This is a genomic window from Luteimonas notoginsengisoli, assembly GCF_042648885.1.
In the GTDB taxonomy this organism is placed as follows: Bacteria; Pseudomonadota; Gammaproteobacteria; order Xanthomonadales; family Xanthomonadaceae; genus Luteimonas; species Luteimonas notoginsengisoli.
Map to the genome: position 1 here is coordinate 935,236 of NZ_JBHRYF010000001.1, position 24,804 is coordinate 960,039.

Consider the following 24,804-nt stretch of genomic DNA (forward strand, 5'->3'; position numbering starts at 1 on the left):
GCAATGCAGTCGACGCCGAAGTCCTGGCCGGGCACTGCGAGGCATGGACCCGGAGGTCGCTCGATCGCAGCGGAGCCGCAGCGCGTGTGCCCGCTGTCCTGGCGGTCGCGCGATCCGCCCGGCCGGCACGGTCACGTCGCGCGCATGCGCACGGGGGCATCCTTGGGTCCTGCGGCAGATGCCGCGTTCCAATCAACAGGAGGTTCCATGAGCAGCGCGCTTCGCAACAAGACGGTCGCCATCCTTGCCACCGACGGGTTTGAGCAGGTCGAGCTGACCGAGCCGAAACAGGCCGTCGAGCAGGCCGGGGCGACGACCCGGCTGCTGTCGATCAAGGACGGCGAGATCCAGGGCATGCACCACGACCGGAAGGGTGACCGCCTCAAGGTCGATGGCCTGGTCGCCGACGCGAACGTCGACGACTTCGATGCCCTGATCCTGCCCGGCGGCGTGGCCAACCCCGATGCCTTGCGCATGGACGAGGCCGCAGTGGCGTTCGTCCGGGATTTCTACCGCAGCGGCAAGCCCATCGGCGTCATCTGCCATGGGCCGTGGATCATGATCGAGGCCGACGTCGTGCGCGGCCGTCGCATGACCAGCTGGCCCAGCGTGCGCACCGACCTGCGCAATGCCGGCGCCGAGGTCGTCGACGAGGAGGTGGTCACCGACAAGGGGATCGTCTCCAGCCGCAAGCCCGATGACCTGCCGGCGTTCTGCAGGAAGATCGTCGAGGAGTTCGCCGAAGGCCGCCATGCGTCGCGCACCTGACGCGGGACACGCGGCCCTGGCGCCGCTGTTTGTTATCGGAGACTGCATATGGCACTGATCCACTCGATTCTCATGGGCGCGGTTGGCGGAATGCGCGCGGTGACGCCGCTGGCCGCCGTTGCGAACGCCGCGCGGGACGGCCTGCTGCCGCGCGGCAACGGCGCGCCACGCTGGCTGGCCAGCGGTGTCGCATCGGCCGCGACCGGCGCGCTGGCGCTGGCGGAAATGGCCGGCGACAAGATGAAGAGCGCGCCGGACCGCGTCGTGCTTCCCGGGCTGCTGGCCCGCTGCGCGACCGGCGCGATCGCGGGCGCCGCGCTGGCGCCGGTGCGGCAGCGCCGGACCGCGGCACTGCTGGGCGCGGCGGCGGCGATCGTGTCGTCCCACGTCACCTTCCGGATGCGGATGTACGCGCTGCGTCGCTACGGCCAGACGCCCACCGGCGTGGTCGAGGACGCGATCGCCGCGGCCGGCGCGGCGATGGTCATCGCGGGAGTGGCAAACGCGGCCGGCACATCGGTGGGCCGCGCTCGCTTGCGCCGCGCTTGACGGTGATTGCAACAGGCTTTTGCGTGCGATGCCGTGACGCGCGGTTAGCATGCCGATTGCGGCCGCTGCGGCGGCGATGCGCCACGGAGGCGACAGGCACGCGTTGAGCAGCATGTTCCACTCGCTCAGGAGCTACAACTACCGGCTCTGGGCCGCGGGCGCGCTGGTGTCCAACGTGGGCACGTGGATGCAGCGCATCGGCCAGGATTGGCTGGTGCTGACCGTGCTGACCGATCACAGCGCCACCGCGGTCGGCACGGTAATGGCGCTGCAGTTCGGGCCGCCGCTGGTGCTGTTGCCGCTGACCGGCTTCGCCGCGGACCACATGGATCGGCGCAAGCTGCTGCTCTACAGCCAGGCCGCCGCGGGGCTGCTGGCGCTGGGCCTGGGCTTGTTGACGTTGTCCGGCGCGGTCCAGCTCTGGCACGTGTACGGCTTTGCGTTGTTGCTGGGCTGCGTGACCGCGTTCGACGCGCCGGCGCGACAGGCGTTCGTGTCGGACCTGGTGAGCGATGACGACCTGGCGAACGCGGTGGCGCTGAACTCGGCCTCGTTCAACGCGGCGCGGATGATCGGGCCCGCGGTGGCGGGCCTGCTGATCGCGGCGGTCGGCGAGGGCTGGCTGTTCGTGATCAACGCGGGGTCGTATGCGGCGGTGCTGGGCTCGCTGTGGTTCCTGCGGGTGCGCGAGCTGCATACCGAGGCGTTGCCCGAACGCACCCGCGGCAGCCTGCTGGCCGGGTTCCGCTACGTGTGGCAGCGGCCCGACCTGGTCGCGGTGCTGGTGATGCTGCTCCTGCTCGGGACGTTCGGCTTCAACTTCGCGATCTTCATCTCGACCATGTCGGTCACGGTCTTCCACGGCGACGCGAGCCAGTACGGCTTGCTGACCTCGGCGATGGCCGCGGGGACCATGAGCGGCGCGCTGCTGTCGGCCCGTCGCCCGGTGCCGGGCATGGTGCTGATGGCGGTCTCGGCGGCGGGCTTCGGCGTCAGCGTGGCCGTGGCGGCGGTGATGCCCGGGCCGGTGCCGTTCGCGATCGTGCTGTTCTTCGTCGGCCTGGCGGCGCTCACCTTCATGACCGCCAGCAACTCGATGATGCAGCTCACCACCGAGCGCGCGATGCGCGGCCGGGTGCTGGCGCTGCGCATCGCGGTGGTCATGGGCGGCACGCCGCTCGGCGCGCCGCTGGTGGGGTGGGTGGTGGATCGTTTCGGCGCGCGCTGGGCGCTGGGCGTCGGGGCGCTGTCGGGCATTGCCGCCACCGCGGTGGCGGTCGCGTACCTGGTGCGCCACCGCGGCCTGCGCGTGTCGCGCGATGCCGGGCGGCTGCGCCTGGAACTGCAGGCCGCGCCGGCGGACGAGACCGATGTGCGGGTCGCGGCGGGCGAGCGTGTCACCTGACGGGGCGCGGCGCCCGGGTCTTGACTCGAGGTGGCGGGATGACACCAAGACCGCACGCGCGGACTGTCAGTTGAAGGCGCTTCCGACGACGTCCTCGCCGGGGCGGCTGAAGTGGTCCTGCAGGTACTTCTCGCCCTCGTCGCAGAACAGGGTGACCACGGTGGCGAAGTCCGGGTGCTGCTCGCGCACGCGCCGCGCCGCCACCAGGTGCGCGCCCGAGCTTGGGCCGCAGAGCAGGCCGTGCCCGCGCGCCAGTCGTCGCATCTCGGCAATGGCTTCCTCGCTGGACACCGACAGCGTCGCGTCCACCAGTTCCGAATGCCGGGCGAAGATGCCCGGAACGAAGCCGTCCGAGATGCCCTCGATGTGGTGCGTGCTGATCTCGCCGCACAGGATCGTCTGCGACTCCGACGGTTCCATCGCGAACAGCCGCACGCCGGGATTGACCGCCCGGAACGCCTGGCCGACGCCGATCAGCGTGCCGCCCGTGCCCACGCCCATCACCAGCGCGTCCGGCACGCGGCCCTGCAGCTGCGCCAGGATTTCCGGCCCCAGGATCTCCCGGTTCTCCTCGACGTTGAACTCGGACTCGAACTGGCGCGGCGCGAAATATCCGGGCTGCTCGCCCAGGCGACGCGCCTCGTCGAGCGCGCCGTTGACGTGGAAATGCCCGACGAACCTGACCTCCGCGCCATACGCGCGCGAAATCGCCACGCGCTCGTTCGACAGTCCTTCGGGCATGACCACGAGCATCCGGTAGCCCTTCACCGCCGCCACCATGGACAGCGCGTTGCCGGTGTTGCCACTGGTCGCCTCCACGATCGTGCCGCCGGTCTTCAGCAGGCCCTGCTGCTCGGCCTTCTCGACCATGTACCAGGCAATGCGCGCCTTGATCGAACCGGAGGGATTCATGAACTCGAGCTTGGCGAACACGCCGTCGATCTCCAGCAGCGGGGTGTCGCCGATGGCGTCGAGGATCGAACGCGAAATGCCGGAATAGCGCATCGTCAGCTCACCCTGGCGGTACCGAGCGTCCAGCCCGGGGCGTCGCTGGCCGGAAAGCTCTGATCGCCTTCCATGTCGATCAACGCATCGTCGCCAACGGCGCCGGTGTCGCGTTCAGGGATTTCCAGCAGGCCTTTCGGCCACATCGGGTTGGCTTGCGCCGGCTGCGGGCGGATCGAGGTTGCGTTCATTGCGGGCTCCTGCGGATTGCGCAGGTCCATAGATACGCCATCCCCGGCCGACGCTCCAGCGGGAAAGCCGGTGCGCTTGAGCCAGGTCAAGCCTGGCTCGAAGCCGCCGTGCGCCCGCGCCTCCCGGCCGTCTACGCGCCTGCGCAGGTCGGTTCCCGTCACCGACACGGCCGCTGGACCGCGTGGTGCAGGCCCCGCTCCGGCCAGTGCATCGTCGGCCGCGCCGGGCCCGTTCCACCAGCACCGGTAGACTGGGATCACTTCCGAGCGACTCCCTGAACGATGATCAACAACGACGTCCTGCGCAGCATCCGCTACATGCTCGACCTGAGCGACAACAAGGTCGTCGAGATCGCAGGCCTCGCCGATCCGGCGTTTGTGCTCGGCAAGGACGAGGTGCGCGCGTTCCTGCTCAAGGAAGAGGATCCGGAGTACCAGGCCTGCAGCGACGCCGTGCTCGCGCATTTCCTCGACGGACTCATCGTCCACCGCCGCGGCCGGGACGAACGCCTTCCGTCGCGGCCGGTGGAGAAGCGCATCAGCAACAACGTGGTGCTGAAGAAGCTGCGGGTCGCGTTCGAGCTCAAGGACGTGGACATGCACGAGGTGTTCGCGGCCGCGGGATTCCCGGTGTCCAGGCCGGAGCTGTCGGCGCTGTTCCGCCAGCCCGGGCACAAGAACTTTCGCCCCTGCGGCGACCAGCTGCTGCGCAATTTCCTGAGGGGCTTGACGCTGCGCGTGCGCGGAGCCTGAGGCAAGAAGGTGGCCGAAGGCGATACCGAAGCGGCTACGCGATCCGATGCGACCGCTTCGCTTCTTTCAACGCGTCCCGCAGTCCTTGCCGTTGTTCAGAAGCGCTCGCCGACCGGCAGGTAGCGCCACATCCCGACCGGCATCTTGGCCAGCGGCACCTTGCCGATGCGGATGCGCCGGATCGCCACCACCTCCAGCCCGACCTGCGCGCACATGTCGCGCAGTTGCCCGCCCTGGACGCCCTTGAGCGCGAAGCGCAGGCGGATCTCGTTCTGCCAGCTGACCTTGCACGGTGGCAGGGCGCGGCCTGCGTAATGCAGGCCGTGGTTGAGCTTGCGCAGGCCGTACGGCGCGATCTCGCCGCTGACCTCGACCACGAACTCCTGCTCGATCTCGTCGCGGTCTTCGGTCAGCCGGCGCCAGACGCGCCCGTCCTGGGTGAACACCATCAGGCCGCTGGCCTCGACATCGAGTGGCACCAGCGGCGTCAGGCGATGGAAGTGGCGCTCCAGCAGGCGCACGCCGGAGGGATCGTCGGGCCAGCGCGAGTCGGGTTGCACCAAACCCGCCGCGGCCCTGCGGCCGCTGATCGCATCGAAACCCACGGGCTTGTGCAGCAGCACCGTAGCCGGTTCGACGGCCTCCAGCTGCGCGGCGGGATCGAGCGCGACGACTTCAACCGACACCGGATGCGCCGGGTCCTCCACCACGCGCCCGTCGACCGCCACCCAGCCACCCTTGACGTACTGCTCGGCCTCGATGCGTGAGCACCGGGCGAGATCGGCGACGCGTTTCGCAAGTCGAACCGGATCGGACATGGGCCACGCCGGGAATCAGGGCCCGCAGTGTACCGAAGGCCAAAAATCATCGGTGCGGCGAGCGTCTCAGCGGGACAGGCGGCGCAGCGGTTGGGCGTTCGTGGCGAACGTGCGACGTAGCGACGGCGCGCCAGCGACGGCAGCGGATCCCTGCTTCCTCCGCGAAGGCGGGGGAGGGCCGGAAAGGCAAGCCTTCGGCAGCACGTCAGTCGCGGCACCAGCGTGCGAGCGAACCGCCTGACGGCACAGTCCGTGGCCGCCCCTACATCACCGCTGATCAAGCTCGTAGTGGATCAGCACCACGCACTGCGACGCGAACAGCATCTTCGATCCGAGCGAAATCTTCCGTGCGCCCAGGCGCTCCAGGCTGTGGAAGGTCTTCTTCGGCATCGGGATGTGGTCCGTCAGCAGGAAGCAGGGATTGCCCTCGAACGCCTGCTCGCGCATCGGCGTGCCCTTCTTGTCCATCACGAACAGCGGGTGGTCGGCGGCGAGTTCCTGCACCAGCCGCTCGAAGCTCGACGTGCGCACCGTGACTCCGGGCTCCACCGGCCGCGTTTCGTCCTTGCCCATCCCCCGCGAGGCGTCGAGCGCCTTGGCAACCTTGCCCAGCAGGGCGCGTTCGTCGAAGCCGCCGATGTCGTGCATCGAGTTGGCGTCGAAGCGGATCGTGCGCGAGAAATCCGCGGTGCTCTCCAGCACCAGGTACATCGTGACGTCGGAGCGATGCGACTGCGCCACGAACACCGCGTTCATCAGCGCATGCGCCAGGATCTCGACATGGGCTTCCGTGCCGATGGAATCGAGCAGCTTCCGGCTGTCGGTGGGCGCAGCCCGCGCTCTCAGTACGAAGGTTCGCATGGGTGTCCTGGCCGTGGGTGCGATGTGGGGGAGCGCGGGGCAATTGTCCCCGAAATGGGCGTTGCGACGCATCTGATCCGGATCCCTGCATCCGAGGGCGCGGCCTCGGGTCCTGCGTGCCGGGCGATGGACTGCGGGTTTCGCGCCATTCGATCACGACCACGCGCCTGATTTCAGGCGGTTGCGCGAGCGCATGCATCGCGAAGATCCGGCCGGACAGCTGCACGCACCAGAGCTCCGGCGTGATGTCACGAGTCGATCATGCCGCCGATGCCAACATGACCGCATGACACGAACGCATGATGCAAACCCATGGTTTTCCGAAGCGCCGCGCCTGGTTGCGGTGCGCGAATCCGAGGATTGGGACCTCATCGTCGGCCATGGCCCGGTCATCGCAACCGCGATCCACGACGGCCACCGCATGCGCCCCTCGCTGATCCCGCACCTGGCGATCAGCGAGCAGGAGCGGCGCCGGGACGAGGATCCGCTGACGGGCATGCTGACGTCCGCGGGCGACGTGCGCCTGCGGGTGCGGAGCTCGCGCTTCCAGGTCGACCTCAACCGTCCGCGCGACAAGGCGCTGTCCGACGACCCCGCCGACACTTGGGGCATCCGCTTCTGGAACGGTCGCCTGCCCGACGAAGAACTCGCCCTGGCGCACGCAGAGCACGACCGCTTCTACGCGATGGTCACCGAACTGATCGATGCGCAGGTCGCGCGCTGGGGCAGCGCGCTGCTGATCGACATCCACAGCTACAACCATCGTCGCGACGGCGCCGAAGCCGAGCCTGCCGACCCGGACGGCAATCCCGACATCGAGCTGGGCATCACCACGCTCGACCCGGATCGATGGGGCGACACGGCACGACGGTTCGCCGAAGCGCTCCGCCGCACCTGCGTCCTCGGCCGGCCGCCGGACGTTCGCGCCAACGTGCGCTATCCCACCGGCGGCCATTTTCCCGAATGGGTGTACGCCAACTGGGGCGACAAGGTGTGCACCATCTCGCCCGAGTACAAGAAGATCCACATGGACGAGTGGACCGGCCAGGTCGACATCCAGGCGCTGGAGGACTTCAGGAACGGCATGGAGCGCGCGGTGGCCGAGGTCCGCGGCGACTTCCTGCCGTGACCGGACGCCCCGTCGCCTGCAGGCCATTGCCGCCGGTGGCCGCCGCCGTGGACGAGGCGTTGCTGCGCCTGGACGCCGAAATCGACTGGCTGCTGGCGCTCAATCCGGTCGATGGCGATCGCCTCTGGGCCGCGTTCGACGCCAGTGGCCGCAAATCTCTGCCGCCGCTGCGCTACCTGGACCGTCCGCTGGACCTGGCCGCCGCGCGCGAGCGCCTGCTGGCCCTGCCGGTGGACCGGATCGAGTCCCCGCTGCTGTCGGCCCTGCTCGGCGAGAAGCAGCGCGAGCTCGAGCGCCAGGTCGAGCTGGTCCGGCTGCGAGGCACCGACGGTTTCATCAAAGCCAGCCTCGACCTGTTCGGCGAGGTGCCGCCCGCACTGCTCGGGCTCGCGCACGAGATCCTTGAAACCGTCGGCCCGGGCGTGGCGCTGGAGGCCGACGCGGGCATCGACGAGGTGCTCGAAGCGGCGCAACGGGAGTTCGACTGGTACCGGCAGCGCTGTCCTGGCTTCGTCTGCGAGATCGTGGTCAGCGACGACCTCAATTCGCTGATGATGGTGTCGCACGGCAGGTTCTACATCGATGCCGGCATCCGCGTGCCGCGCGCGCGCATCGAGCCGCTGCTGCAGCATGAGATCGGCACCCACATCGTGACCCGCCACAACGGCAGCCGGCAGGCGCTGCGGCAACTCGAAGCCGGGCTGGCGCACTACGATCCGCTGCAGGAAGGACTGGGCGTGCTGGCCGAGTACCTCAGCGGCTTCCTGCCCGGCGAGCGGCTGCGGATGCTCGCCGCGCGTGTCGTGGCGGTGGACATGGCGATGCACCGCCATGAGGCCGCCGCGATCTTCGAACGGCTCCACGAGGCCCACGGCCTGCCCACCGACGACGCGTTCGACGTCACCGTGCGCGCGCTGCGCGGCGGCGGCCTCAGCAAGGACGCGGTGTACCTGCGCGGACTGCGCGACCTGGTGCACTACCTGCGCGAGGGCGGCGATTTCGCGATGCTGTTCGTCGGCAAGTTCGCGCTGTCGCACCGCGTGGTGCTGGACCAGCTGATCGCGGAGGGCTGGGTCACCGCGCCCGAAGTGCTGCCGCGCTACTACGCAAGGCTCGCCGAGAACGACCGGCTCGACGAGTGCCGCACGCTGTCGGTCGTCGATCTCTACCACGAGGAACCCGAGGCATGACACCTCCCAGCAACAAGGCCAGTGCGGGCCGCAAGCCGAATCCCGGCGCCAAGCCGCGGGCGAAGAAGGGCGAAGGCCCGGATGCGCGTCCGATCAGGCTCGCGTTCGTGGTCAACGACGTGGCCACCGAGAAGAACAACTACACCACGATCCGCCTGGCGCGCGTGGCGATCAATCGCGGCCACGAGGTCGCGCTGGTCGGGCTCGACGGGTTCATGTACCACGCCAGCGGCAGCGTGCGCGCGCGCGCCAGCGTGCCGCGGCACAGGACCTACGCCGACGACGACGCCCTGCTCGAGGACCTGCAGGCCGACGACGCGGAGCGGAAATGGATCGACGTCGACCAGCTGGACGTGCTGATGCTGCGCAGCGACCCGGCCGAGGAGGCCGAGGACCGGCCCTGGGCATCCAACAGCGGGCTGCTGTTCGCACAGCTCGCGGCGCTGCGGCACGTCATCGTGCTCAACGATCCGGTGCACCTGACCGACGCGGCCAACAAGACCTATTTCCAGCACTTCCCGGAGCGGGTGCGGCCGGTGACCTGCATCACCCTCGACGCCGATGAGATCCGCGCCTTCATCGCCGAACACGAAGGCTACGGGGTGATCAAGCCGCTGCAGGGCTCGGGCGGTCAGAGCGTGTTCGTGATCACCCCGGATAGCGAGGGCAACCTCAACCAGATGATCGACGCGGTGACCCGCGACGGCTACGCGATCGTGCAGGAGTACCTGCCGGAGGCCGCGAACGGCGACCTGCGCCTGCTGATGCTCAACGGCCGTCCGCTGCGCGTGGAAGGCTGCTACGCCTGCATCCGGCGCTACAACGACAGCGGCGACGCGCGCAGCAACATCACCGCCGGCGGCAAGTACGAGATGGCGGTGCCCGACGAGAACGCCCTGCTGCTGGCCGAGATCGTCGGTCCCAAGCTCATCCGCGACGGCATGTACTTCGCCGGCCTGGACATCGCCGGCGACAAGATGATGGAGATCAACGTCGATACGCCCGGGGGCATCAACATGGTCGACGACCTGACCGGCATCGGCTTCAGCGAGGTCATCATCGACGACCTCGAGCGCAAGGTGCGGCTGCGCGACCAGTACGAAGGCACGCTGACCAACACGGAGCTGGCGATGATGTAGGTCGCGGGCGTCGCGTTCGGGAATGCCTTGGCGCAGCCAACGGCACAGGAGTCGTGATCGCGACTTCCAGCAGACGGGCGTTGGCCGCGCGGAGCGAGGGCCAGCACGGCGCCAGACTCGAGCAGCGAGCAGAACGCATGGGGCCCTTCGCGCGTTCGGCGCCGTGCGCTGTCGTCCTGGAGGCGGTCGCCGATGGCGTGGTGACCAACTCGTAGTGGCGGCAACTTGCGTGTGTTCACGGGAGGCATCCCCTGGAACGGCGCGTCCGCGCAGGAGGTGCCGCAGCCGCGCATGTTACGCGCCCGCTGACGAGGGTTTCACGCGCGTTCAATCCGCGAACTGTTGTGCTGGTCACCAGACTTCCATCCGGCTTGGCAGGAGAATCTCGTGCTGACACAGATCATCAAGTTCGGCGCGCTCGGGGGCGTGGGGTACGCCGCATGGCGGGCATTCAGGCGCCGGCAGCCGCCGTCGTTCTTCGCCCAGGCGCTGCAGACCGGCGCGACCGAAGTGGAAGCGGCACGTTCGGGGCAGCTGCGCGGCGCCAGCGCTGCGTTGCGCGGCTTCGCGCTGGAACTCGAGCGTGAACACGAACGGCGCAACGAGCGGCTCGTCGAAGCCTCCGGCCTGGAAATCCCGCCGCCAGGCGCGCGACAGCGGGCGACCCTGCGCAGCCTCGACCTGCACCAGGGCGCCGCCCATGACCGTGCCTGGTTGCGGCACATGAGGCGCAGCCATCGCGAGGCCATCGCGCTGTACGAGCGTGAGGTGGTTCAGGACGGCCCGGGCGCGGTGGTGGCCGTCGCGGCGCTACCGGCACTGCGCGAGCACGCACGCAGGATCGAGGAGCTGCGACGGGAGCGGGCGCAACCCGTTGGGATGCACGGAGAGCGCTGGCCTCGGCGCGACGAGCCGGCAAGCGCGACGTGGAGCGTGGCGGGCAACGAAGCGGAAGCGGGAGCGCGCGGCTGAGGCCCGTGCCGCGCAGCCGACGCGGATTGAATGACCGTGTGACGACGCGTCGCAGGGCGCCCGCGAAGCTGCGCAACTGAACGGTTCCCCGCGGCGTACACGCCGGTTTCCGGGTCGCGTAGTTAGCGTGGTGGCGGGATCGAACCGATTCCGCCAAACAACGAGCCGCTCACCCGATGAAATCCAGTCAGCAACGCTGCCCCCACGCGTTCGATCCTCCTGCCGCACCCGCGTCCCTGGCACTGGGCGCTGAATCGATCAGTGCGCGGTTCATAGACTTCGTGCGGGAGGACACCTTCCCCTGCGTGGGCGCCAAGGGCGCGCTGGCGCGGGACAACATCGAAGCGCATGAGTTCGGGCGTCTTGGCGACCGCGCCAACGACGCGCCGATGCTCGATGCGCTGGGCGACTTTGCCGCGCGGCTGGACGAGGTCGACGGCAGCGATCTCTCGATGCATTCGTTCGTCGCGCTGTTCGACGGTCCGCGCGATACCGACGAATTGCGCTTCGAGGCGCTGCTGTGGTCGCAGCTGCAGCGGCTTCACGACCTCGACGTGCGTCGTGGCACCCCCTGGGCGCAGGACGTCGACAGCGATCCGCGCAACCCGCGCTTCAGCCTGAGCCTGGCGGGTCATCCTTTCTTCGTGATCGGCCTGCATCCGGGCGCGTCGCGGCTGGCGCGCCGGTTCGCCTGGCCGGCGCTGGTGTTCAACTCGCACCGGCAGTTCGAGCGGCTGCGCGCCGACGGACGCTACGCGAAGATGCAGGCGGCCACGCGCGGGCGCGACGTCGCGCTGCAGGGCTCGATCAATCCCAACCTGTCCGATTTCGGCAACTCCGCCGAGGCCAGGCAGTACAGCGGCCGCGCGGTGGACGCGGAGTGGACGTGCCCGTTCCGGGCCAGGAGCCGGCGTTGAGCGCCACGGTCGAGATGCAGCGCATTCCACCGTGCTCGGGCCGCTCGGTGGAGCTCGAAGCGGGCGACCAGCTGGTCGTCATGGATCCGATGGGACAGCAGGTCAGCGACCTCACGGCATTCTCCCGCGAGGACCTCGACGAATACCTGTCTTCCGGTCGCTCGATCGATTACGCGTCGAAACTGTGGCTGAGCACCGGCGACGTGCTGTATTCCAATCGCAGCCGACCGATGTTCACCATCCTCGAAGACACCTGCGGCCGTCACGACTTCACCCTGACGCCGTGCTCGAAGCGGATGTTCGAACTCCTTTACGGCGAGGCCGAAGGGCGCCCCGGGTGCGAGGGCAACCTCGCGGCGGCGCTCGCGTCGTACGGGCTCGGCGTCGACCGGATCCCGGTTGCGTTCAACATCTTCATGCATGTTTCGGTCGACGCCGCCTCCGGCGCCATTGCCGTGCTGCCGCCGCTGAGCCGGGCCGGCGACTTCATCCGCCTGCGTGCCGAGATGCCGCTGGTGGTCGCGATGACGGCGTGCTCGGCCGGGCAGTCCAACAATTTCAGCTACAAGCCGATCGACTTCCGCGTCGAGCGCGCGTCCTGACCTCGCGCCAATGCATGTCTCCGCAGCGGACGGGCGACCCCTCACGCAGCGGAGACCGCCGGCCTGCGAGGCTGGGCGCGTTTCCCACGGGAGCCTTCCGATGCCCGATGCCACGCAGCTGACCGGCGAAGTTTCCAACAGCAAGGTCGCGGCCGTGTTCGCGAGCCAGACCGAGGCGAGACGCGTGGCGGCCGCGCTGACCGAGGCGCTGTCGCTGGACGCCGCGCAGGTGCAGGTCATCGCCCCGGGCGAGCCGCATCCGGGTCGCAAGCTTGAGCCCGAGCCGCGCGGCATCTGGCGCACGATCGTGCTTGCGCACCTCAAGCTCGGCGCGGCGGGCGCGGTGGCCGGGCTGCTGCTCTTCGCGGTGTTGCTGGCCGCCGGCGTGCCTTTCATTGCCAGCTCGCCGATCGCGGCCGCGCTGGTGCTCCTGTTCTTCGGCACGGTCGCCGGACTGTTGCTCGGCGGACTGGTGGCGCTGCGGCCCGACCATGACCGCTACGTGCTTGCGGCGCGTGATGCGATGTCCGAAGGCAACAGCACGGTGGTGGTGCATGCCTTCAGTGCCGGGCAGCGCGATCAGGCGGTCGAATTCCTGCGCAGCCAGGGCGGGGAAGTGACTGCCACGCTGTGACCGCAGCTGCGGGCCGCGTCGGTCGACGCCTGCGAAGCGCCATCAACCTGGTTCATTGCCATGAGGGGGCCGCATGAGTTCGTTGCCGAGGAAGAAACAGATGCTTGGCCTGTTCGGCTGGCTGGCGGTGGTCGTTGCCGCGGCTGCGATCGGCAGCGCCGCATCGATCCGCGCCGGCTCTTTTTACGCGCAGCTCGCCAGGCCGGACTGGGCGCCACCGTCGGAGATCTTTGGGCCGGTCTGGTCCGTGCTGTACGCACTGATGGGACTCGCCGCGTGGCTGGTATGGCGCGTCGATGGCTGGCGGCGGGCGCGCGTCGCGCTCGTCCTGTTCTGCGTCCAGTTGGTCCTCAATGCGTTGTGGAGCTGGCTGTTCTTCGGCTGGCACCTGGGCGCTGCGGCATTCGTCGACATCATCGTGCTGTGGGTGCTGGTCGCCGCGACGCTCGTGGCGTTCTGGCGGGTGCGGCCCCTGGCCGGCGGCCTGCTTGTTCCGTACCTGCTGTGGGTCGGATTCGCGGCGGCGCTGAACTGGTCGGTGTGGCAGCTCAATCCGCGCTGGCTGGGCTAGCCGAAGCCGGCGTTTCCACTCGTTTGGAGCGCCCGGTCCTCGGGGTCGCTCAGTGGACGGGCGGTGCGGGATTCCGTGGATCCACGTCGCCTGCCAGCGTCCAGACGACATCGCGACCCTGCGGATCGTGGCTGAGGTGGAAATACGCGGGCATGTCAGGCGCCAGGATCCTGCGTTCGCCGCCCGCGAATGCGCCGGGGGGATCGAACGGCACGATGTACAGGCCGGACGCGTCGATGCCGCGCCGGGCGCGCGTGCCTCCCAGGTCGCCGATGCCGGTGATGGTGCCGCCGCGTTCAAGCAGTGGCCGTTCGAATTCGATCAGCAGGTCCACTTTCGCCGGTGGCTGCCCGGGCAGCGCCAGGGTGCCACCGCTGATGCGCAGGTCCGGCCAGACGCTGCCGTTCTCGGGCAGTTCCTCGTAGCGTGCGCGCGGCAGGCCCGCATGCGAGCCGGTGGCGATCGCGTCCAGCGCACCGACCAGGGCGAGGAAGTTGAGCTTGCGCAGGCGCTGCTTCTGCCGGTCGCCTTCGATGCCGCCCGATTCGATGAGCACCGTGGACACGCCGGCCTTGGACGTCAGGTCGCCGAACGCGCGCGGGTTGAACGTGTCGTCCCACTTGGCGATGTGCCCGGCAATGTAGGGCTCGAGCACCGCGCGGATCGCCACGGCGACTTCGATCGCCCGCGCGCGGGTGGGGTTCACGTCGCGCGCTTCGTTGAACGCCGGCGCAAGCAGGGCAATGGCGGTGCCCCGGTCGGAATTCCCCGCCCGGTAGCCCGGCTGCTGGTCGTGCAGGTTGAAGCCGAACGCGGGCTTCAGGCGTTCGCGCAGGTCATGCAGCGCGCGGGCTTCGGGCGAGGCCAGGGCGCGCGCATCGCGGTTGATGTCGATGCCCTGCGCGTTGCGGCGCTGGAAGCGCGCGGCGCCATCGGGATTCATCACCGGCAGTAAGTGCAGGGTAGTGCCTGCGCGCAGGCGTTTCACCAGCGGATGCCCGGGATGCTCGCCCAGGAAGCGGAACAGGTCGGCCAGCGCCATCGAGGCGGTGCTTTCATCGCCGTGCATCTGCGACCAGAGCAGCACGCGCGTGTCGCCGTCGCCCCACGACACGTGGCGCAGCGGCCGGCCCTCGGCGCTGCGGCCCACCTGCTCGACGTGGAAACCGCGTGCCCGGGTCGCCAGCGGGCCGGCGACGTCCCACCAGTGCTCGGGCTGGAAGGCGCGGTCTTCGAGCCCAGCCACCCGGATGCGCTGGTCGTAGAGCGCGTCGAGGTCCTGCAGCCAGGCCGGAGGAGATGGCATGGCGTCGACCGTGGCGGGGCTGGGAGCGGCGCGGGGCTCGCTGGCTTGCGACATGGCCGGCAACAGCAGCGGCAGCAACAGCAGGGACAGCATCAGCGCGCGAGGCATGGCGTGGCCTCCTGAGGGCACACCGCATGCTCTGGGGTGGCCAGTACGTTGTCAAACCTGCTCCGGCGTGCGGCGAACCGTGTTTGCGACTGTGGTCGCCCTGCGGTTCTCGGCGACGTTCCTGCAAGGGTGGCTCGTCGCGTCCGCGCTTCTGCGCTCCTGCTTCTGCGCGATCCTTGTCATTCGTGCGTGCCGCATGCCTTTTCAGCGTTCGATCGTGGTGTCCGGTCGTGCCCCCGGCGCTCGCGCAGGCGGCGCGCGCGTGCGTTCCGCATCGCGCGACCATGCGCTAGGCTGGCCGCTCCGCATTGCAGGCATCGACATGCACAGGCGTGATTTCATCGGAGGCACCGCGCTGGCGTCCCTGCTGCCGCTGGTCGGCGGCGCCCGCGACGCGGCGGCCGCCCCCGCGCGGCAGCGGCTGCTGCCGCCGGCGCTGAACCCGGGTGACACCGTCGCGCTGGTGAGCCCGTCTTCGGCGACGGACGAACGACTGGGCCTGCAGCTCGCCGAAGAAGCCATGCAGGCGCTCGGCTTCGAGGTGAAGACCGGCCGGCACTACGCGGCCCGCTACGGCTCGCTTGCCGGCTCCGACGCGCAGCGTGCCGGGGACCTCAACGCGATGTTCGGGGACAGCTCGGTCAAGGCCATCATCTGTGTCCGCGGTGGTTCGGGCGCGGCGCGGCTGCTGCCGCTGCTCGATTACGACGCGATCCGCGCCAATCCCAAGGTGTTGCTCGGCTACTCCGACATCACGGCGCTGCACAACGGGCTCCTCGCGCAGGCCGGGCTGGTGACGTTCCACGGCCCCATCGGCGCCGGCAGCTGGAACCGCTTCAACGTCGACCAGTTCAGGCGCGTGTTCTTCCAGCGCGAACTGATGCAGTACCGCAACGTGGTCGAGGCCGGCGACGAACTGGTCCCGCGCAAGCACCGCGCGCTCACCATCACCGGCGGCAAGGCGCGCGGCGAACTGGTCGGGGGCAACCTGTCGGTGCTGGTGGCGCTGGCAGGCTCACCCTATCTGCCGGATTTCGCCGGCAAGATCCTGTTCCTCGAGGACGTGTCGGAGGCGCCATACCGCATCGACCGCATGCTCACCACGCTGAAACTGATGGGCGCGCTGGACGCCATCGCCGGATTCGTGTTCGGCGAATGCACCGACTGTGATCCCGGCGAAGGCTACGGTTCGCTGACGCTGGACCAGATCTTCGACGACCACATCAAGCCGCTGGGCATCCCGGCCTACCGCGGTGCGATGATCGGGCACATCCGCGAGCAGTTCATCGTGCCGGTCGGCGGCAAGGTGGAACTGGATGCCGACGCGGGCAGCTTCCGCATGCTGGAACCCGTGTTCCAGGGTTGAGCAGGGGAGTGCGGGAGGCGAAGCGGCTTCCGCGATCGCTGCCGGCGTGACGGCCGAACGTGCCGCGCTTGCCGCCATGCACCATTGGCGCCGAACTGCCCGCCGGCACGCCACCGGTCAACCACGACGAGAATTTTTCCTAGTGGGCGCGCGCACGGCGTGCCTGCGCGGCACCTAGAATGCCGGCAGGGGATCTCGCGGGGGCGGCGCGACACGGCAGGACTTTCCTCTGCCAGCGCCATCCCTGGTACACGCGCGGCCGCAGTCGCCGCGGGATCGATCGCAATCAGGACAGGGGACAACATGAAGAAGACCAGACCGGTGGCCACCGTGGCCGCCGTGGTCACGCTTGCCGCCATGGCATCCGTCGCCCACGCGCAGACCAAGCCGGTACAGGGCTGGCAGCCGCCGCAGCATGAGCCGGATCCGGCCAAGCGTGTGCCCGAGGCGCGGCAGACGGTGGACGGCGCAGGCTCGCCGCAGCCGTACGCGCAGCCGCAGGCCGTGCAGCCGCAGGCCGTGCAACCGCAGGCCTACGACGCCGAGCAGTCCGCGCCCGCGCGCTACGAAGACGGCCGCGGCGGCTTCTTCGTCGGCGTGCAGGGTGGCAAGGGGTGGGTGTACGAAGACGTCGACCAGTCCGCACTCGCGGTCAACGCCGGCTACCGCTGGCAGGCGGGCGCGGTGTCGCTGATCGGCGTCGAAGTGGCAACCGGCCGGCTCGACAGCACCACGGACGACGGCTGGTCTTACGAGAAGGTCGAGTACGGCAGCGTCGGCGTCAATGCGCGCTTCAACTTCGGCCGTAACAGCCCCGTGTACGGCCTGGTGCGCGCGGGCTACTGGTCGGCCGACAGCGACGCCGGCATGGAGGTCGACGGCGGCTATTTCGGCCTCGGCCTGGGCGCGGACATCAACCGCCATTTCAACCTGAGCCTGGTCTACACCAACTACGTCTACTTCGAGGACTACTACTGGGAAGGCGACGACTTCTATTACGACATCAATCGCGCCGACACGCTGATGTTCGGCGCCGAAGTGCGGTTCTAAGGCGGTGGCGGGCCCGGTGACGGGCCCGCTTCCAGCGCAGATGCCGGAGCCGTCGCTGGCCGCGTGCGAAATGCAGCCGCCTGCGCATTCAGTCACGCTCGCCCGCCCGATCGCAAACGTTCCTATGTTAATGTCCGGCTGCCGCGACGGCCGGGGAGAGCGTGATGGCCGCCGAGGCGATTGCCGTACAAACACTGCGCCGCCGCCCGCAAACCGCGGGCGTGCGGTGACCGATGCCGGGTTGGTTTCCAAGGGGAACGTGACGTGTCGAAACTGCTTGAACTGATGAGGAAGCTCGGCAGCGATGCCGGATTGGCGGCGGAATACGGAACCGATCCGGAGGGCGTGCTGAACCGCGCCGGCGTATCCGACGAGGAGCGCAGGGCGATGCTGGAGAGCGATTACGCGGCGGTCGGCAAGCTCACCGGGCTGTCCGAGGGGCAATACGCCACCAATCACACCATCAAGGCCTACGACAAGTAGTCGTCGCTCGCTATCGACAGGCGCATGCGCATGTTCCGGCCGCTCGCGAGCGCATTGCTGTGGCTGGCGTTCGCCTGCGCGCCGGCGTTCGCCGTCGATGCACCGCCCGCGGACGCCGCGGTCCTGGAAGCGAAGGTCCGGGAGATCGAGCGTCTCGCGGTCACCGCGCACTGGAGCAAGTCCGACGCGGCGATCGAGGCGCTGGAGCAGCAGGCCAGCGCGCTCACGCCGCTGCAGCGGCACCGCATCGATTTCGTCCGCCTCCGCAACCGCGCCCTTGCCGGTGACCAGCCCGCGGCGCTGAAGGGCCTGGCCGATCTGCTGAAGCAGGACCTGCCGGTGCCGCTGCGGGTGCGCGTCTACACCACCGCCACCGGCGTCGCAGCCAACCTCGAAGACTGGCCGCTGGCGTTCGCATGGCTCAACGAGGGCCTGAAGTACCTGCACGACAGCCCCGCCGAATCGGCCAGGCTGCTCGGCGCCGCGAGCTACCTGCACACGCTGGTCGGCGAGACCGGCCGCGCGCGCGAGCTGGCGCTGCAGGCGCTGGACAACGTCAAGCAGGGTAATGACCCGCGCGCGCTGTGCCTGGCCCTGAGCGACGTCGCGCTGGCCGAGGACCACGCCGGCCATTTCAGCGAGGCGGAGAAATGGCGCCACCGGCAGATCGACGCCTGCGTCCGCGCCGCCGATCCGATCTTCATCGCCAACGGCAAGTACGGCGTCGGCAAGATGGCGGCGGCCCAAGGGCACCACGACGAGGCGCTGAAGTGGGGACGCGAAGCGCTGGCGGAGTTCGAGCAGGTGGGCTTCGCGGTCGGCGCATACAGCGCCCGGCTGGTGATTGCCGAGAGCCTGATCGCCTCCAACCGCCAGCTTGATGAAGCCCAGGCGATGCTGACCGACACCCTGCGCTACTACCGGCAACAGAAATCGGACCTGGCGATTGCCGAGACCGAGCGGCTGCTGGCCCGACTGGCCGAGAAGCGCGGCGACATCGGCAAGGCGCTGTTGCACACCAAGCAGGCGATGGCGGTGTCGGAAGCGGCCGAAGTCCAGGCCCGCGAGCGCCGTCTGGCCTACCTGCAGGTGCAGTTCGACACCCGGCTGAAGGAACAGCAGATCGCGCTGCTCGAAGCCGAGAAGCAGGTCGCCGCCCTGCAGGTCACCGCGACCAAGCGCTGGCAGTGGCTGCTGGGACTTGGCATGGCAGGGCTGCTGGTCACCGCGATCCTGCTGTCGGTGCTGCTGCGCCGGTCGTTCCGCCAGCGCCGCCGCTATCGCTGGCTGTCCGAGCACGACAGCCTGACCCGGCTGTTCAACTACCAGCAGGTGCGCAAGCTGGGCGAGGCCGCGTTCGCGCGCGCCCGCGACACCGGGCGGCCGTTCACCGCCATCGTGGCCGACATCGACCTGTTCAAGCAGGTCAACGATCGCTACGGCCACGCCGCCGGCGACGAGGCACTGTGTTCGCTCGGCGCATGGATCAGTGAAGCAGTCGGCGACAATGGCATCGCCGGGCGCAGCGGCGGCGACGAATTCACCATCCTGCTCGAGGCCGACGCGGCGGAAGCCGAGGCGACGATGCAGCGCCTGCGCGCGCGGATGGAACCGATCACCGTGTTCGGGCAGACGTTCCGCATCAACATCAGTTCCGGCGTCTGCCAGGCCGGCGGCGAGGCGGCCACGCTGGAGCAGCTGGTCCACGAAGCGGACCAGGCGCTGTACCGGGCCAAGCATGAGGGCCGCGACCGCGTAGTGCGCGCGGGCGAGGGCGCGGCCACGCTGGTCCCGGCCGCGGGCCTGGTGGTGGTGGGCAGCGGAATCCAGTTCGGACGCCACGCCAGCGAGCGCTGCCTGTCGGAAATCCGCGAGGCCGAGGTGGTGTTCTGCCTGGCCGATCCGTTCGCGCTGGCGATGATCCACGACCTGCGCCCCGACGTGGTCAACCTCGGCGTGCACTACGCGCCGGGCAAGGACCGGCGCGACACCTACCGCGACATGGACGCGGCGATCATGGCGCAGCTGCGCGCCGGCAAGCAGGTCTGCGCGGTGTTCTACGGCCATCCGGGCGTGTTCGCCGACGTGCCGCACGAAGTAATGCGCAAGGCCCGCGCGGAAGGCATCCCGGCGCGCATGGAGCCGGGGATTTCCGCCGAGGCCTGCCTGTACGCCGACCTTGGCATCGATCCCGGGCACCGCGGCGTGCAATCGATGGAGGCGACCCATTTCCTCGTCTACGACCGCCGCCCCGATACCGCCGGCCTGGTGCTGCTGTGGCAGGTGGCGCTGTCGGGCGACCTGTCCTGCACCCGCCTGCATGCCGAACCCGAAGGCGTGCAGGCGCTGGTGGACCGATTGCTGCGCTGGTACCCGGCCGACCACGAAGTGATCCTCTACGAGGCCGCGCGGCTGCCGATCGAAACTCCGCGCGCCGACCGTCTCGCGCTGCGCGACCTGGCCGCCGCGCGCTACGAGGAATACACCACGCTGGTGATCCCGCCGCTGGAAGGGCCGGGCGGCAAGCCGGGCGTCGAGCAGGACCAGCTGCCCGGTTCCTGAAGCCGTGCGCTCACCGCGACTGCGGTGCAGACAACCTATTCCCGCCCTTGTCTGTCCCGCCTGCGAGGGCGCATGCGACCGCCCGTTTCGCTGGGCTTTCATTCGGGCGAAAACCGCAGCGGCGTTAGACTGCGCGGATGGATATGGCGAATAGCGCGCATGGCGAATTCAAGGTGCCCGGCGGCAAGCTGGTGGTGGTCGACCTTGCCGTGGTCGACGGACGGATGACCGCCGTGCAGGTCAGCGGGGATTTCTTCCTGGAACCGGCCAGCGCGCTGGCGACCATCGACGCCGCGCTCGAAGGCCAGCCCATCGACTCCGGCGAGGCCGCGCTGGCCGCCGCGGTGCGCGCGGCGCTGGGACCCGGGCCACAGCTGTTCGGCATCACGCCCGAAGGCGTCGCGATCGCCGTGCGCCGCGCGCTCGATGCGATCGGTCCGTGCCGCCCTGTAGGCGACATCGCGTGAGCCGCAGCGACTGGCACGACCACGCCTGGCACCTGGTGCACGCCGAGCCGCAGGCGCCCGCGCTGCACATGGCGCTGGACGACGTGATGCTCGACGACGTGTCCGCCGGGCGCCGGCCACCCACGCTGCGGATCTGGGAATGGGCCGGCCCGGCGGTGGTGATGGGCCGCTTCCAGTCGCTGCGCAACGAGGTCGACGCGCAGGCTGCGCAGCGCCTCGGCATCGAGGTGGTGCGACGGATCAGCGGCGGCGGCGCGATGTTCATCGAGCCGGGCAACACCATCACGTACTCGATCGTCGCGCCGGTGTCGCTGGTCGACGGCATGACGTTCGAGCAGGCGTACGCCTTCATGGACCAGTGGGTGATCGCGGCGCTCGACACGCTGGGGATCAAGGCGTGGTACCAGCCGCTGAACGACATCACCTCCAGCGCCGGCAAGATCGCCGGCGCCGCGCAGGCGCGGCGTGGCGGGGCCGTGCTCCACCACGTCACCATGGCCTACGACATCGACGCGGTGCGGATGCTCGAGGTGCTGCGCGTGGGCCGCGAGAAACTGTCCGACAAGGGCACGGCCAGCGCGCAGAAGCGCGTGGATCCGCTGCGCCGGCAGACCGGCCTGCCGCGCGCCGCGGTGATCGAACGCATGATCGAGACCTTTCGCGACCGCCACGGCGGACTGGTCGCCGACGTGCTGCGCCCGGACGAGCTCGAGCGCGCGCAGGTGCTGGTGCGCGAGCGGTTCGCCACGCCCGAATGGACCGCCTTGTTGCCCTGAGCGGCGCGGCGCCCGCGGGCTAACGCGGCGGCGACAGCGATCTGGTTAGCCTGCCGGTGCAATCCCGCGCCCGGCATCGCTCCGGCGCGGCATCCCGTTCCAGGCCAGGAGTACCGCCGTGACCGCTACCGTCGACCGAATGCTTGGCAGGGCGATCCATCCGTTCCACGCATTCCTGCTGGCCGCGTCCGTGCCGCTGTTCCTGGGCGCGCTGCTCAGCGACATCACCTACGCCCGCAGCTACCAGATCCAGTGGAGCAACTTCGCGTCCTGGCTGCTCGCGGGCGCACTGGTGTTCGCCGGCTGCGCCCTGCTGTGGGCGGTGATCGAGCTGTTCCGCGGCGAGCGGCGCGGCGGTCGCCCGCTGCTTGACGCGCTGCTCCTGCTGGCGACGTGGGTGCTGGGTTTCATTGATGCCCTGGTCCACGCCCGCGATGCCTGGGCGATCATGCCCGCGGCCGTGGTGCTCTCGGTGATCGTCACCGTGCTCGCCTGCGCGGCGACATGGGTCGGTCTGTCCAGGTTTCGCATCGGAGGTGCGGCATGAAACGCACGAACGCGTGCATGGTCGTCGCGCTGTCGGGGCTGCTCAGTGCATGCGGCGGCGGGGATCCCGATGCGACGCAGTACGGTGCCGATCCCAGGCTCCCGGACCAGCAGCGCGGACTGCTGCCCGACATGACGATTGCCAAGCCGGCGCAGTGGGGCGACCGCGTGCCGACCGTGCCGCAGGGCTACTCGATCGCGGCCATCGCCACCGATCTCGCGATCCCGCGCCAGACCCTGGTGCTGCCCAACGGCGACATCCTGGTCGCCGAAGGCCGCGGCGGCGGCGCCGCGAGCCTGAAACCGAAGGACGTCATCGCCGGCCGCATCAAGGCCAAGGGCAACACCTCGGTCAAGAGCGGCAATCGCCTGACGCTGCTGCGCGACGCCGACGGCGACGGCACCTACGAGCTCAGGACAGTCTTCGCCGCGGACCTCAACGCGCCCTACGGGCTCGCACTGGTCGACGGCAGCCTGTACGTCGCCAACCAGGATGCGCTGGTGCGGTTCGAGTACCGCGATGGCCAGACCAGGGCCAGCGGCGCGCCGGTCACCGTCACCGAACTGCCGTCGGCCATCAACCATCACTGGACCAAGTCTCTGGCGGCAAGCCCGGACGGCCGCTTCCTCTACGTCGGCATCGGCTCCAACAGCAACATCACCGAGCGCGGCATGGTGGCCGAGGTCGACCGTGCGCGCGTGTGGCAGGTGGATGCCGCGAGCGGCGCGCACAAGGTCTATGCCACCGGCCTGCGCAATCCGACCGCGCTCGCCACCCAGCCGGGCACGGGCGTGCTGTGGGCGGTGGTCAACGAGCGCGACGAGCTCGGCCCGAACCTCGTCCCGGATTACCTCACCTCGGTCCGCGGAGGCGGCTTCTACGGCTGGCCGTACAGCTACTGGGGCCAGAATGTCGATCCGCGCGTGATGCCGCAGGATCCCGAAAAGGTGGCGGCCGCCATCCCCCCGGACTACAGCCTGGGATCGCACGTCGCGCCCCTCGGGCTGGCCTTTTCGGCACCGGCGATGGGAGCGCGGTTCGCGGCAGGCGCGTTCGTCGGCGAGCACGGCAGCTGGAACCGCAAGGAGCCGGTCGGCTACAAGGTGGTCTTCGTACCGTTCAGCAACGGCCGCCCGTCCGGGCCGCCGGTGGACTTCGTGTCCGGTTTCCGCGGCGATGACGGCAGGACGCGCGGGCGGCCCGTCGGCGTGACCGTGGATCCGCGCGGTGCCCTCATCGTCGCCGATGACCTGGCCAACACCATCTGGCGGGTGACGCCCACGCAATAGCTGCGGGCGCGCTTCGCCGCCATCGTGATCGCTGATGCCAGGGCCGCCTGAAGCGCCGGCGGAGCGGGGCATTCAACCGGCCGGCGATGCTTCCGCGGCCGGGCGCGCGCGCTCCGCGCAGGGTGCTGCGCGGCTGGCCGTTGCCGCGTCGCCGTGCGCCAGGACTTCCTCCACCGCGCTGAACGCCGAACATCCGCCCAGTCGCTCATCCGGCATGCCGGTGGCGAACCACACCACCCCGGTGCCGCGGTCGCGATCGAGCCACAGGCCCGACTGCAGGCCGTAGGCAGACCCCGAGTGGCCGACGCGCGCCACGCCGTCGCCGAACGGATCGTCGCGGCAGCCTTCCACCGGCGTCGCCAGCGTCTGCATCGCCATCCCGTAGCGACAGAAGAAGCCGCCGTCGAGGTCGCCGACGTCCTCCTCGAAGGTGACTCCTTGCCCCGGCGCGTACTGCCACTGCGGAGCGGCCAGTGCGCGGACCGATGCCGGCGCGAGCAGGCGCACGCCGTCGATTTCGCCATCTCCCAGCAACATCCGCCCGATCCGCGCCAGCCCGTTGGCCGAGATCCGCAATCCGCCCTGTGGCGAGAACAGCGCGCCGTTGTCGCCGGCGTGCCAGCGCGCCAAGTCGCAATCGCCATCCACGGACGGTGTCACCGGGCAATCGGGCCGTTCGCCGCGCAGGTCGTCCTTTGCCGGTGCGCCCTCGCCGTCGTAGATCACCACGGCGCGCGCAATGGCGCCCTGGCTGCAGGTGTCCCAGTTGAAGCAGGCCGCGACACTGAGCGGTTGCAGCACCAGGCGCGCCATCAGCCGGTCGAAGCGTTCGCCGGTGGCGCGTTCCATCGCCTGCGCCACCAGCGGGAAGTTGAGATTGGCGTAGCGGAAGTAGGTGCCTGGCGCGTGCGCCGCGTCCCACGCGCGCGGGTCGTCGAGGATTCCGCGCACCTGGCCACCCAGCGGGATCTGCCAGTAGCCGGCCGCGTCGGTCAGGCTGGAGCGGTGCGAGAGCAGCAGGCGCAGCGTGATCGGCGTGTCGGGGAACGCCGGATTGCGCAGCGGGAAGCCGAGCAGCGTGCCGACGTCCGTATCCAGGTCGAGCTTGCCGGCCTCGACCAGCCGCATCACCCCGATCGCGGTCACCAGCTTGGAAATCGAGGCGACCCGCACCGGATCGCCGGCGCTGACGCGGCGCCCCGTCGCCTTGTCGGCCAGGCCGTGGACGCTGGTGGCGGTCACGCCGTCGCGGTCGAACGCGACGCGCACGACGGCGACGGGTTCGGCGGCCTGCGCAAAGGGCAGGGCGAGCAGCAGCGAAGCGAGCAGGAAGAGTCGGGTCATGG

At 69.6% G+C, this 24,804-nt stretch carries 26 protein-coding genes; 20 read left to right on the forward strand and 6 right to left on the reverse strand.

From position 1 onward, the window contains the following. Nucleotides 1–207: 207 nt before the first annotated feature. The 3 genes from ACFOM9_RS04330 to ACFOM9_RS04340 all read left to right on the forward strand — a co-directional run bounded on the left by ACFOM9_RS04330 (nucleotide 208) and on the right by ACFOM9_RS04340 (nucleotide 2,722). Complete coding sequence (locus ACFOM9_RS04330; protein WP_386706505.1) at nucleotides 208–768, forward strand: type 1 glutamine amidotransferase domain-containing protein; 561 nt, start codon at nucleotides 208–210, stop codon at nucleotides 766–768. Nucleotides 769–816: 48 nt separating this feature from the next. Next, on the forward strand, nucleotides 817–1,317 hold the full coding sequence (locus tag ACFOM9_RS04335) for a DUF4126 domain-containing protein (RefSeq protein WP_386706507.1): 501 nt from the start codon (nucleotides 817–819) through the stop codon (nucleotides 1,315–1,317). Nucleotides 1,318–1,429: 112 nt separating this feature from the next. Next, nucleotides 1,430–2,722: an MFS transporter gene (locus ACFOM9_RS04340; protein ID WP_386707328.1), complete on the forward strand. Its 1,293-nt coding sequence runs from the start codon at nucleotides 1,430–1,432 to the stop codon at nucleotides 2,720–2,722. Between the two features lie 66 nt (nucleotides 2,723–2,788). Here ACFOM9_RS04340 and ACFOM9_RS04345 read toward each other — a convergent pair whose 3' ends face one another. Next, nucleotides 2,789–3,727: a PLP-dependent cysteine synthase family protein gene (locus ACFOM9_RS04345; protein WP_386706509.1), complete on the reverse strand. Its 939-nt coding sequence runs from the start codon at nucleotides 3,725–3,727 to the stop codon at nucleotides 2,789–2,791. A 2-nt stretch (nucleotides 3,728–3,729) separates the two neighbouring features. Further along, complete coding sequence (locus ACFOM9_RS04350; RefSeq protein WP_386706511.1) at nucleotides 3,730–4,008, reverse strand: hypothetical protein; 279 nt, start codon at nucleotides 4,006–4,008, stop codon at nucleotides 3,730–3,732. A gap of 192 nt (nucleotides 4,009–4,200) precedes the next feature. Here ACFOM9_RS04350 and ACFOM9_RS04355 point away from each other — a divergent pair, with 192 nt between their 5' ends. Further along, on the forward strand, nucleotides 4,201–4,671 hold the full coding sequence (locus tag ACFOM9_RS04355) for a YehS family protein (RefSeq protein WP_386706513.1): 471 nt from the start codon (nucleotides 4,201–4,203) through the stop codon (nucleotides 4,669–4,671). A 95-nt stretch (nucleotides 4,672–4,766) separates the two neighbouring features. Here ACFOM9_RS04355 and ACFOM9_RS04360 read toward each other — a convergent pair whose 3' ends face one another. Both ACFOM9_RS04360 and trmY read right to left on the reverse strand, forming a co-directional pair. Continuing rightward, nucleotides 4,767–5,489: an rRNA pseudouridine synthase gene (locus ACFOM9_RS04360; RefSeq protein ID WP_386706515.1), complete on the reverse strand. Its 723-nt coding sequence runs from the start codon at nucleotides 5,487–5,489 to the stop codon at nucleotides 4,767–4,769. A 267-nt stretch (nucleotides 5,490–5,756) separates the two neighbouring features. Next, entirely contained in the window at nucleotides 5,757–6,350 is a 594-nt protein-coding gene (gene trmY / locus ACFOM9_RS04365; protein ID WP_386706517.1) for a tRNA (pseudouridine(54)-N(1))-methyltransferase TrmY, read from the reverse strand. 286 nt (nucleotides 6,351–6,636) lie between these two features. Between trmY and ACFOM9_RS04370 the strand changes: the two genes are divergently transcribed. The 8 genes from ACFOM9_RS04370 to ACFOM9_RS04405 all read left to right on the forward strand — a co-directional run bounded on the left by ACFOM9_RS04370 (nucleotide 6,637) and on the right by ACFOM9_RS04405 (nucleotide 13,504). Continuing rightward, complete coding sequence (locus ACFOM9_RS04370) at nucleotides 6,637–7,479, forward strand: N-formylglutamate amidohydrolase (RefSeq protein ID WP_386706519.1); 843 nt, start codon at nucleotides 6,637–6,639, stop codon at nucleotides 7,477–7,479. Then, entirely contained in the window at nucleotides 7,476–8,669 is a 1,194-nt protein-coding gene (locus ACFOM9_RS04375) for a flavohemoglobin expression-modulating QEGLA motif protein (RefSeq protein ID WP_386706521.1), read from the forward strand. The genes ACFOM9_RS04370 and ACFOM9_RS04375 overlap by 4 nt, the downstream gene beginning before the upstream one ends. Then, entirely contained in the window at nucleotides 8,666–9,808 is a 1,143-nt protein-coding gene (locus ACFOM9_RS04380) for an ATP-grasp domain-containing protein (protein ID WP_386706523.1), read from the forward strand. Before ACFOM9_RS04375 ends, ACFOM9_RS04380 begins: the two co-directional genes overlap by 4 nt. Nucleotides 9,809–10,195: 387 nt before the next feature. Next, complete coding sequence (locus ACFOM9_RS04385; RefSeq protein ID WP_386706524.1) at nucleotides 10,196–10,780, forward strand: DUF4142 domain-containing protein; 585 nt, start codon at nucleotides 10,196–10,198, stop codon at nucleotides 10,778–10,780. Between the two features lie 176 nt (nucleotides 10,781–10,956). Beyond that, nucleotides 10,957–11,697, forward strand: a complete 741-nt coding sequence (gene gntA, locus ACFOM9_RS04390; RefSeq protein ID WP_386706526.1) for a guanitoxin biosynthesis heme-dependent pre-guanitoxin N-hydroxylase GntA — start codon at nucleotides 10,957–10,959, stop codon at nucleotides 11,695–11,697. Continuing rightward, nucleotides 11,694–12,299 carry a DUF1989 domain-containing protein gene (locus ACFOM9_RS04395; protein ID WP_386706528.1) on the forward strand — a complete coding sequence of 202 codons (606 nt, stop codon included), beginning with the start codon at nucleotides 11,694–11,696 and terminating at the stop codon, nucleotides 12,297–12,299. Before gntA ends, ACFOM9_RS04395 begins: the two co-directional genes overlap by 4 nt. A 100-nt stretch (nucleotides 12,300–12,399) precedes the next feature. After that, entirely contained in the window at nucleotides 12,400–12,933 is a 534-nt protein-coding gene (locus tag ACFOM9_RS04400) for a hypothetical protein (protein ID WP_386706530.1), read from the forward strand. 73 nt (nucleotides 12,934–13,006) lie between these two features. Further along, on the forward strand, nucleotides 13,007–13,504 hold the full coding sequence (locus ACFOM9_RS04405) for a TspO/MBR family protein (RefSeq protein WP_386706532.1): 498 nt from the start codon (nucleotides 13,007–13,009) through the stop codon (nucleotides 13,502–13,504). A 49-nt stretch (nucleotides 13,505–13,553) separates the two neighbouring features. On the opposite strand, the gene ACFOM9_RS04410 is transcribed toward ACFOM9_RS04405, so the two are convergent. After that, nucleotides 13,554–14,918, reverse strand: coding sequence for a M14 family zinc carboxypeptidase (locus ACFOM9_RS04410; RefSeq protein ID WP_386706534.1), 1,365 nt, complete (start codon nucleotides 14,916–14,918; stop codon nucleotides 13,554–13,556). A gap of 322 nt (nucleotides 14,919–15,240) precedes the next feature. On the opposite strand from ACFOM9_RS04410, the gene ACFOM9_RS04415 reads away from it, so the two are divergent. From ACFOM9_RS04415 to ACFOM9_RS04450, 8 genes are all read left to right on the forward strand, one after another. Next, nucleotides 15,241–16,284 carry a S66 peptidase family protein gene (locus ACFOM9_RS04415; RefSeq protein ID WP_386706536.1) on the forward strand — a complete coding sequence of 348 codons (1,044 nt, stop codon included), beginning with the start codon at nucleotides 15,241–15,243 and terminating at the stop codon, nucleotides 16,282–16,284. Nucleotides 16,285–16,587: 303 nt separating this feature from the next. Next, a complete protein-coding gene (locus tag ACFOM9_RS04420) occupies nucleotides 16,588–17,334 on the forward strand; it encodes an outer membrane protein (protein WP_386706538.1) in 747 nt (248 codons plus the stop codon). Between the two features lie 264 nt (nucleotides 17,335–17,598). Further along, a complete protein-coding gene (locus tag ACFOM9_RS04425; RefSeq protein WP_386706540.1) occupies nucleotides 17,599–17,817 on the forward strand; it encodes a hypothetical protein in 219 nt (72 codons plus the stop codon). A 30-nt stretch (nucleotides 17,818–17,847) separates the two neighbouring features. Beyond that, entirely contained in the window at nucleotides 17,848–20,379 is a 2,532-nt protein-coding gene (locus tag ACFOM9_RS04430; protein WP_386706542.1) for a diguanylate cyclase, read from the forward strand. Nucleotides 20,380–20,516: 137 nt separating this feature from the next. Further along, complete coding sequence (locus ACFOM9_RS04435) at nucleotides 20,517–20,846, forward strand: biotin--protein ligase (RefSeq protein WP_386706544.1); 330 nt, start codon at nucleotides 20,517–20,519, stop codon at nucleotides 20,844–20,846. Continuing rightward, nucleotides 20,843–21,622 (forward strand): lipoate--protein ligase family protein, encoded by a 780-nt coding sequence (locus ACFOM9_RS04440; protein ID WP_386706546.1) that lies wholly within the window; start codon nucleotides 20,843–20,845, stop codon nucleotides 21,620–21,622. The genes ACFOM9_RS04435 and ACFOM9_RS04440 overlap by 4 nt, the downstream gene beginning before the upstream one ends. 139 nt (nucleotides 21,623–21,761) lie before the next feature. Continuing rightward, nucleotides 21,762–22,169 (forward strand): DUF2231 domain-containing protein, encoded by a 408-nt coding sequence (locus ACFOM9_RS04445; protein ID WP_386707331.1) that lies wholly within the window; start codon nucleotides 21,762–21,764, stop codon nucleotides 22,167–22,169. Beyond that, nucleotides 22,166–23,458, forward strand: a complete 1,293-nt coding sequence (locus ACFOM9_RS04450) for a PQQ-dependent sugar dehydrogenase (protein ID WP_386706548.1) — start codon at nucleotides 22,166–22,168, stop codon at nucleotides 23,456–23,458. Before ACFOM9_RS04445 ends, ACFOM9_RS04450 begins: the two co-directional genes overlap by 4 nt. 72 nt (nucleotides 23,459–23,530) lie before the next feature. Here the strand turns inward: ACFOM9_RS04450 and ACFOM9_RS04455 are convergent, their stop codons facing one another. Beyond that, nucleotides 23,531–24,802, reverse strand: coding sequence for a serine hydrolase domain-containing protein (locus ACFOM9_RS04455; RefSeq protein ID WP_386706550.1), 1,272 nt, complete (start codon nucleotides 24,800–24,802; stop codon nucleotides 23,531–23,533). Nucleotides 24,803–24,804: the final 2 nt, after the last annotated feature.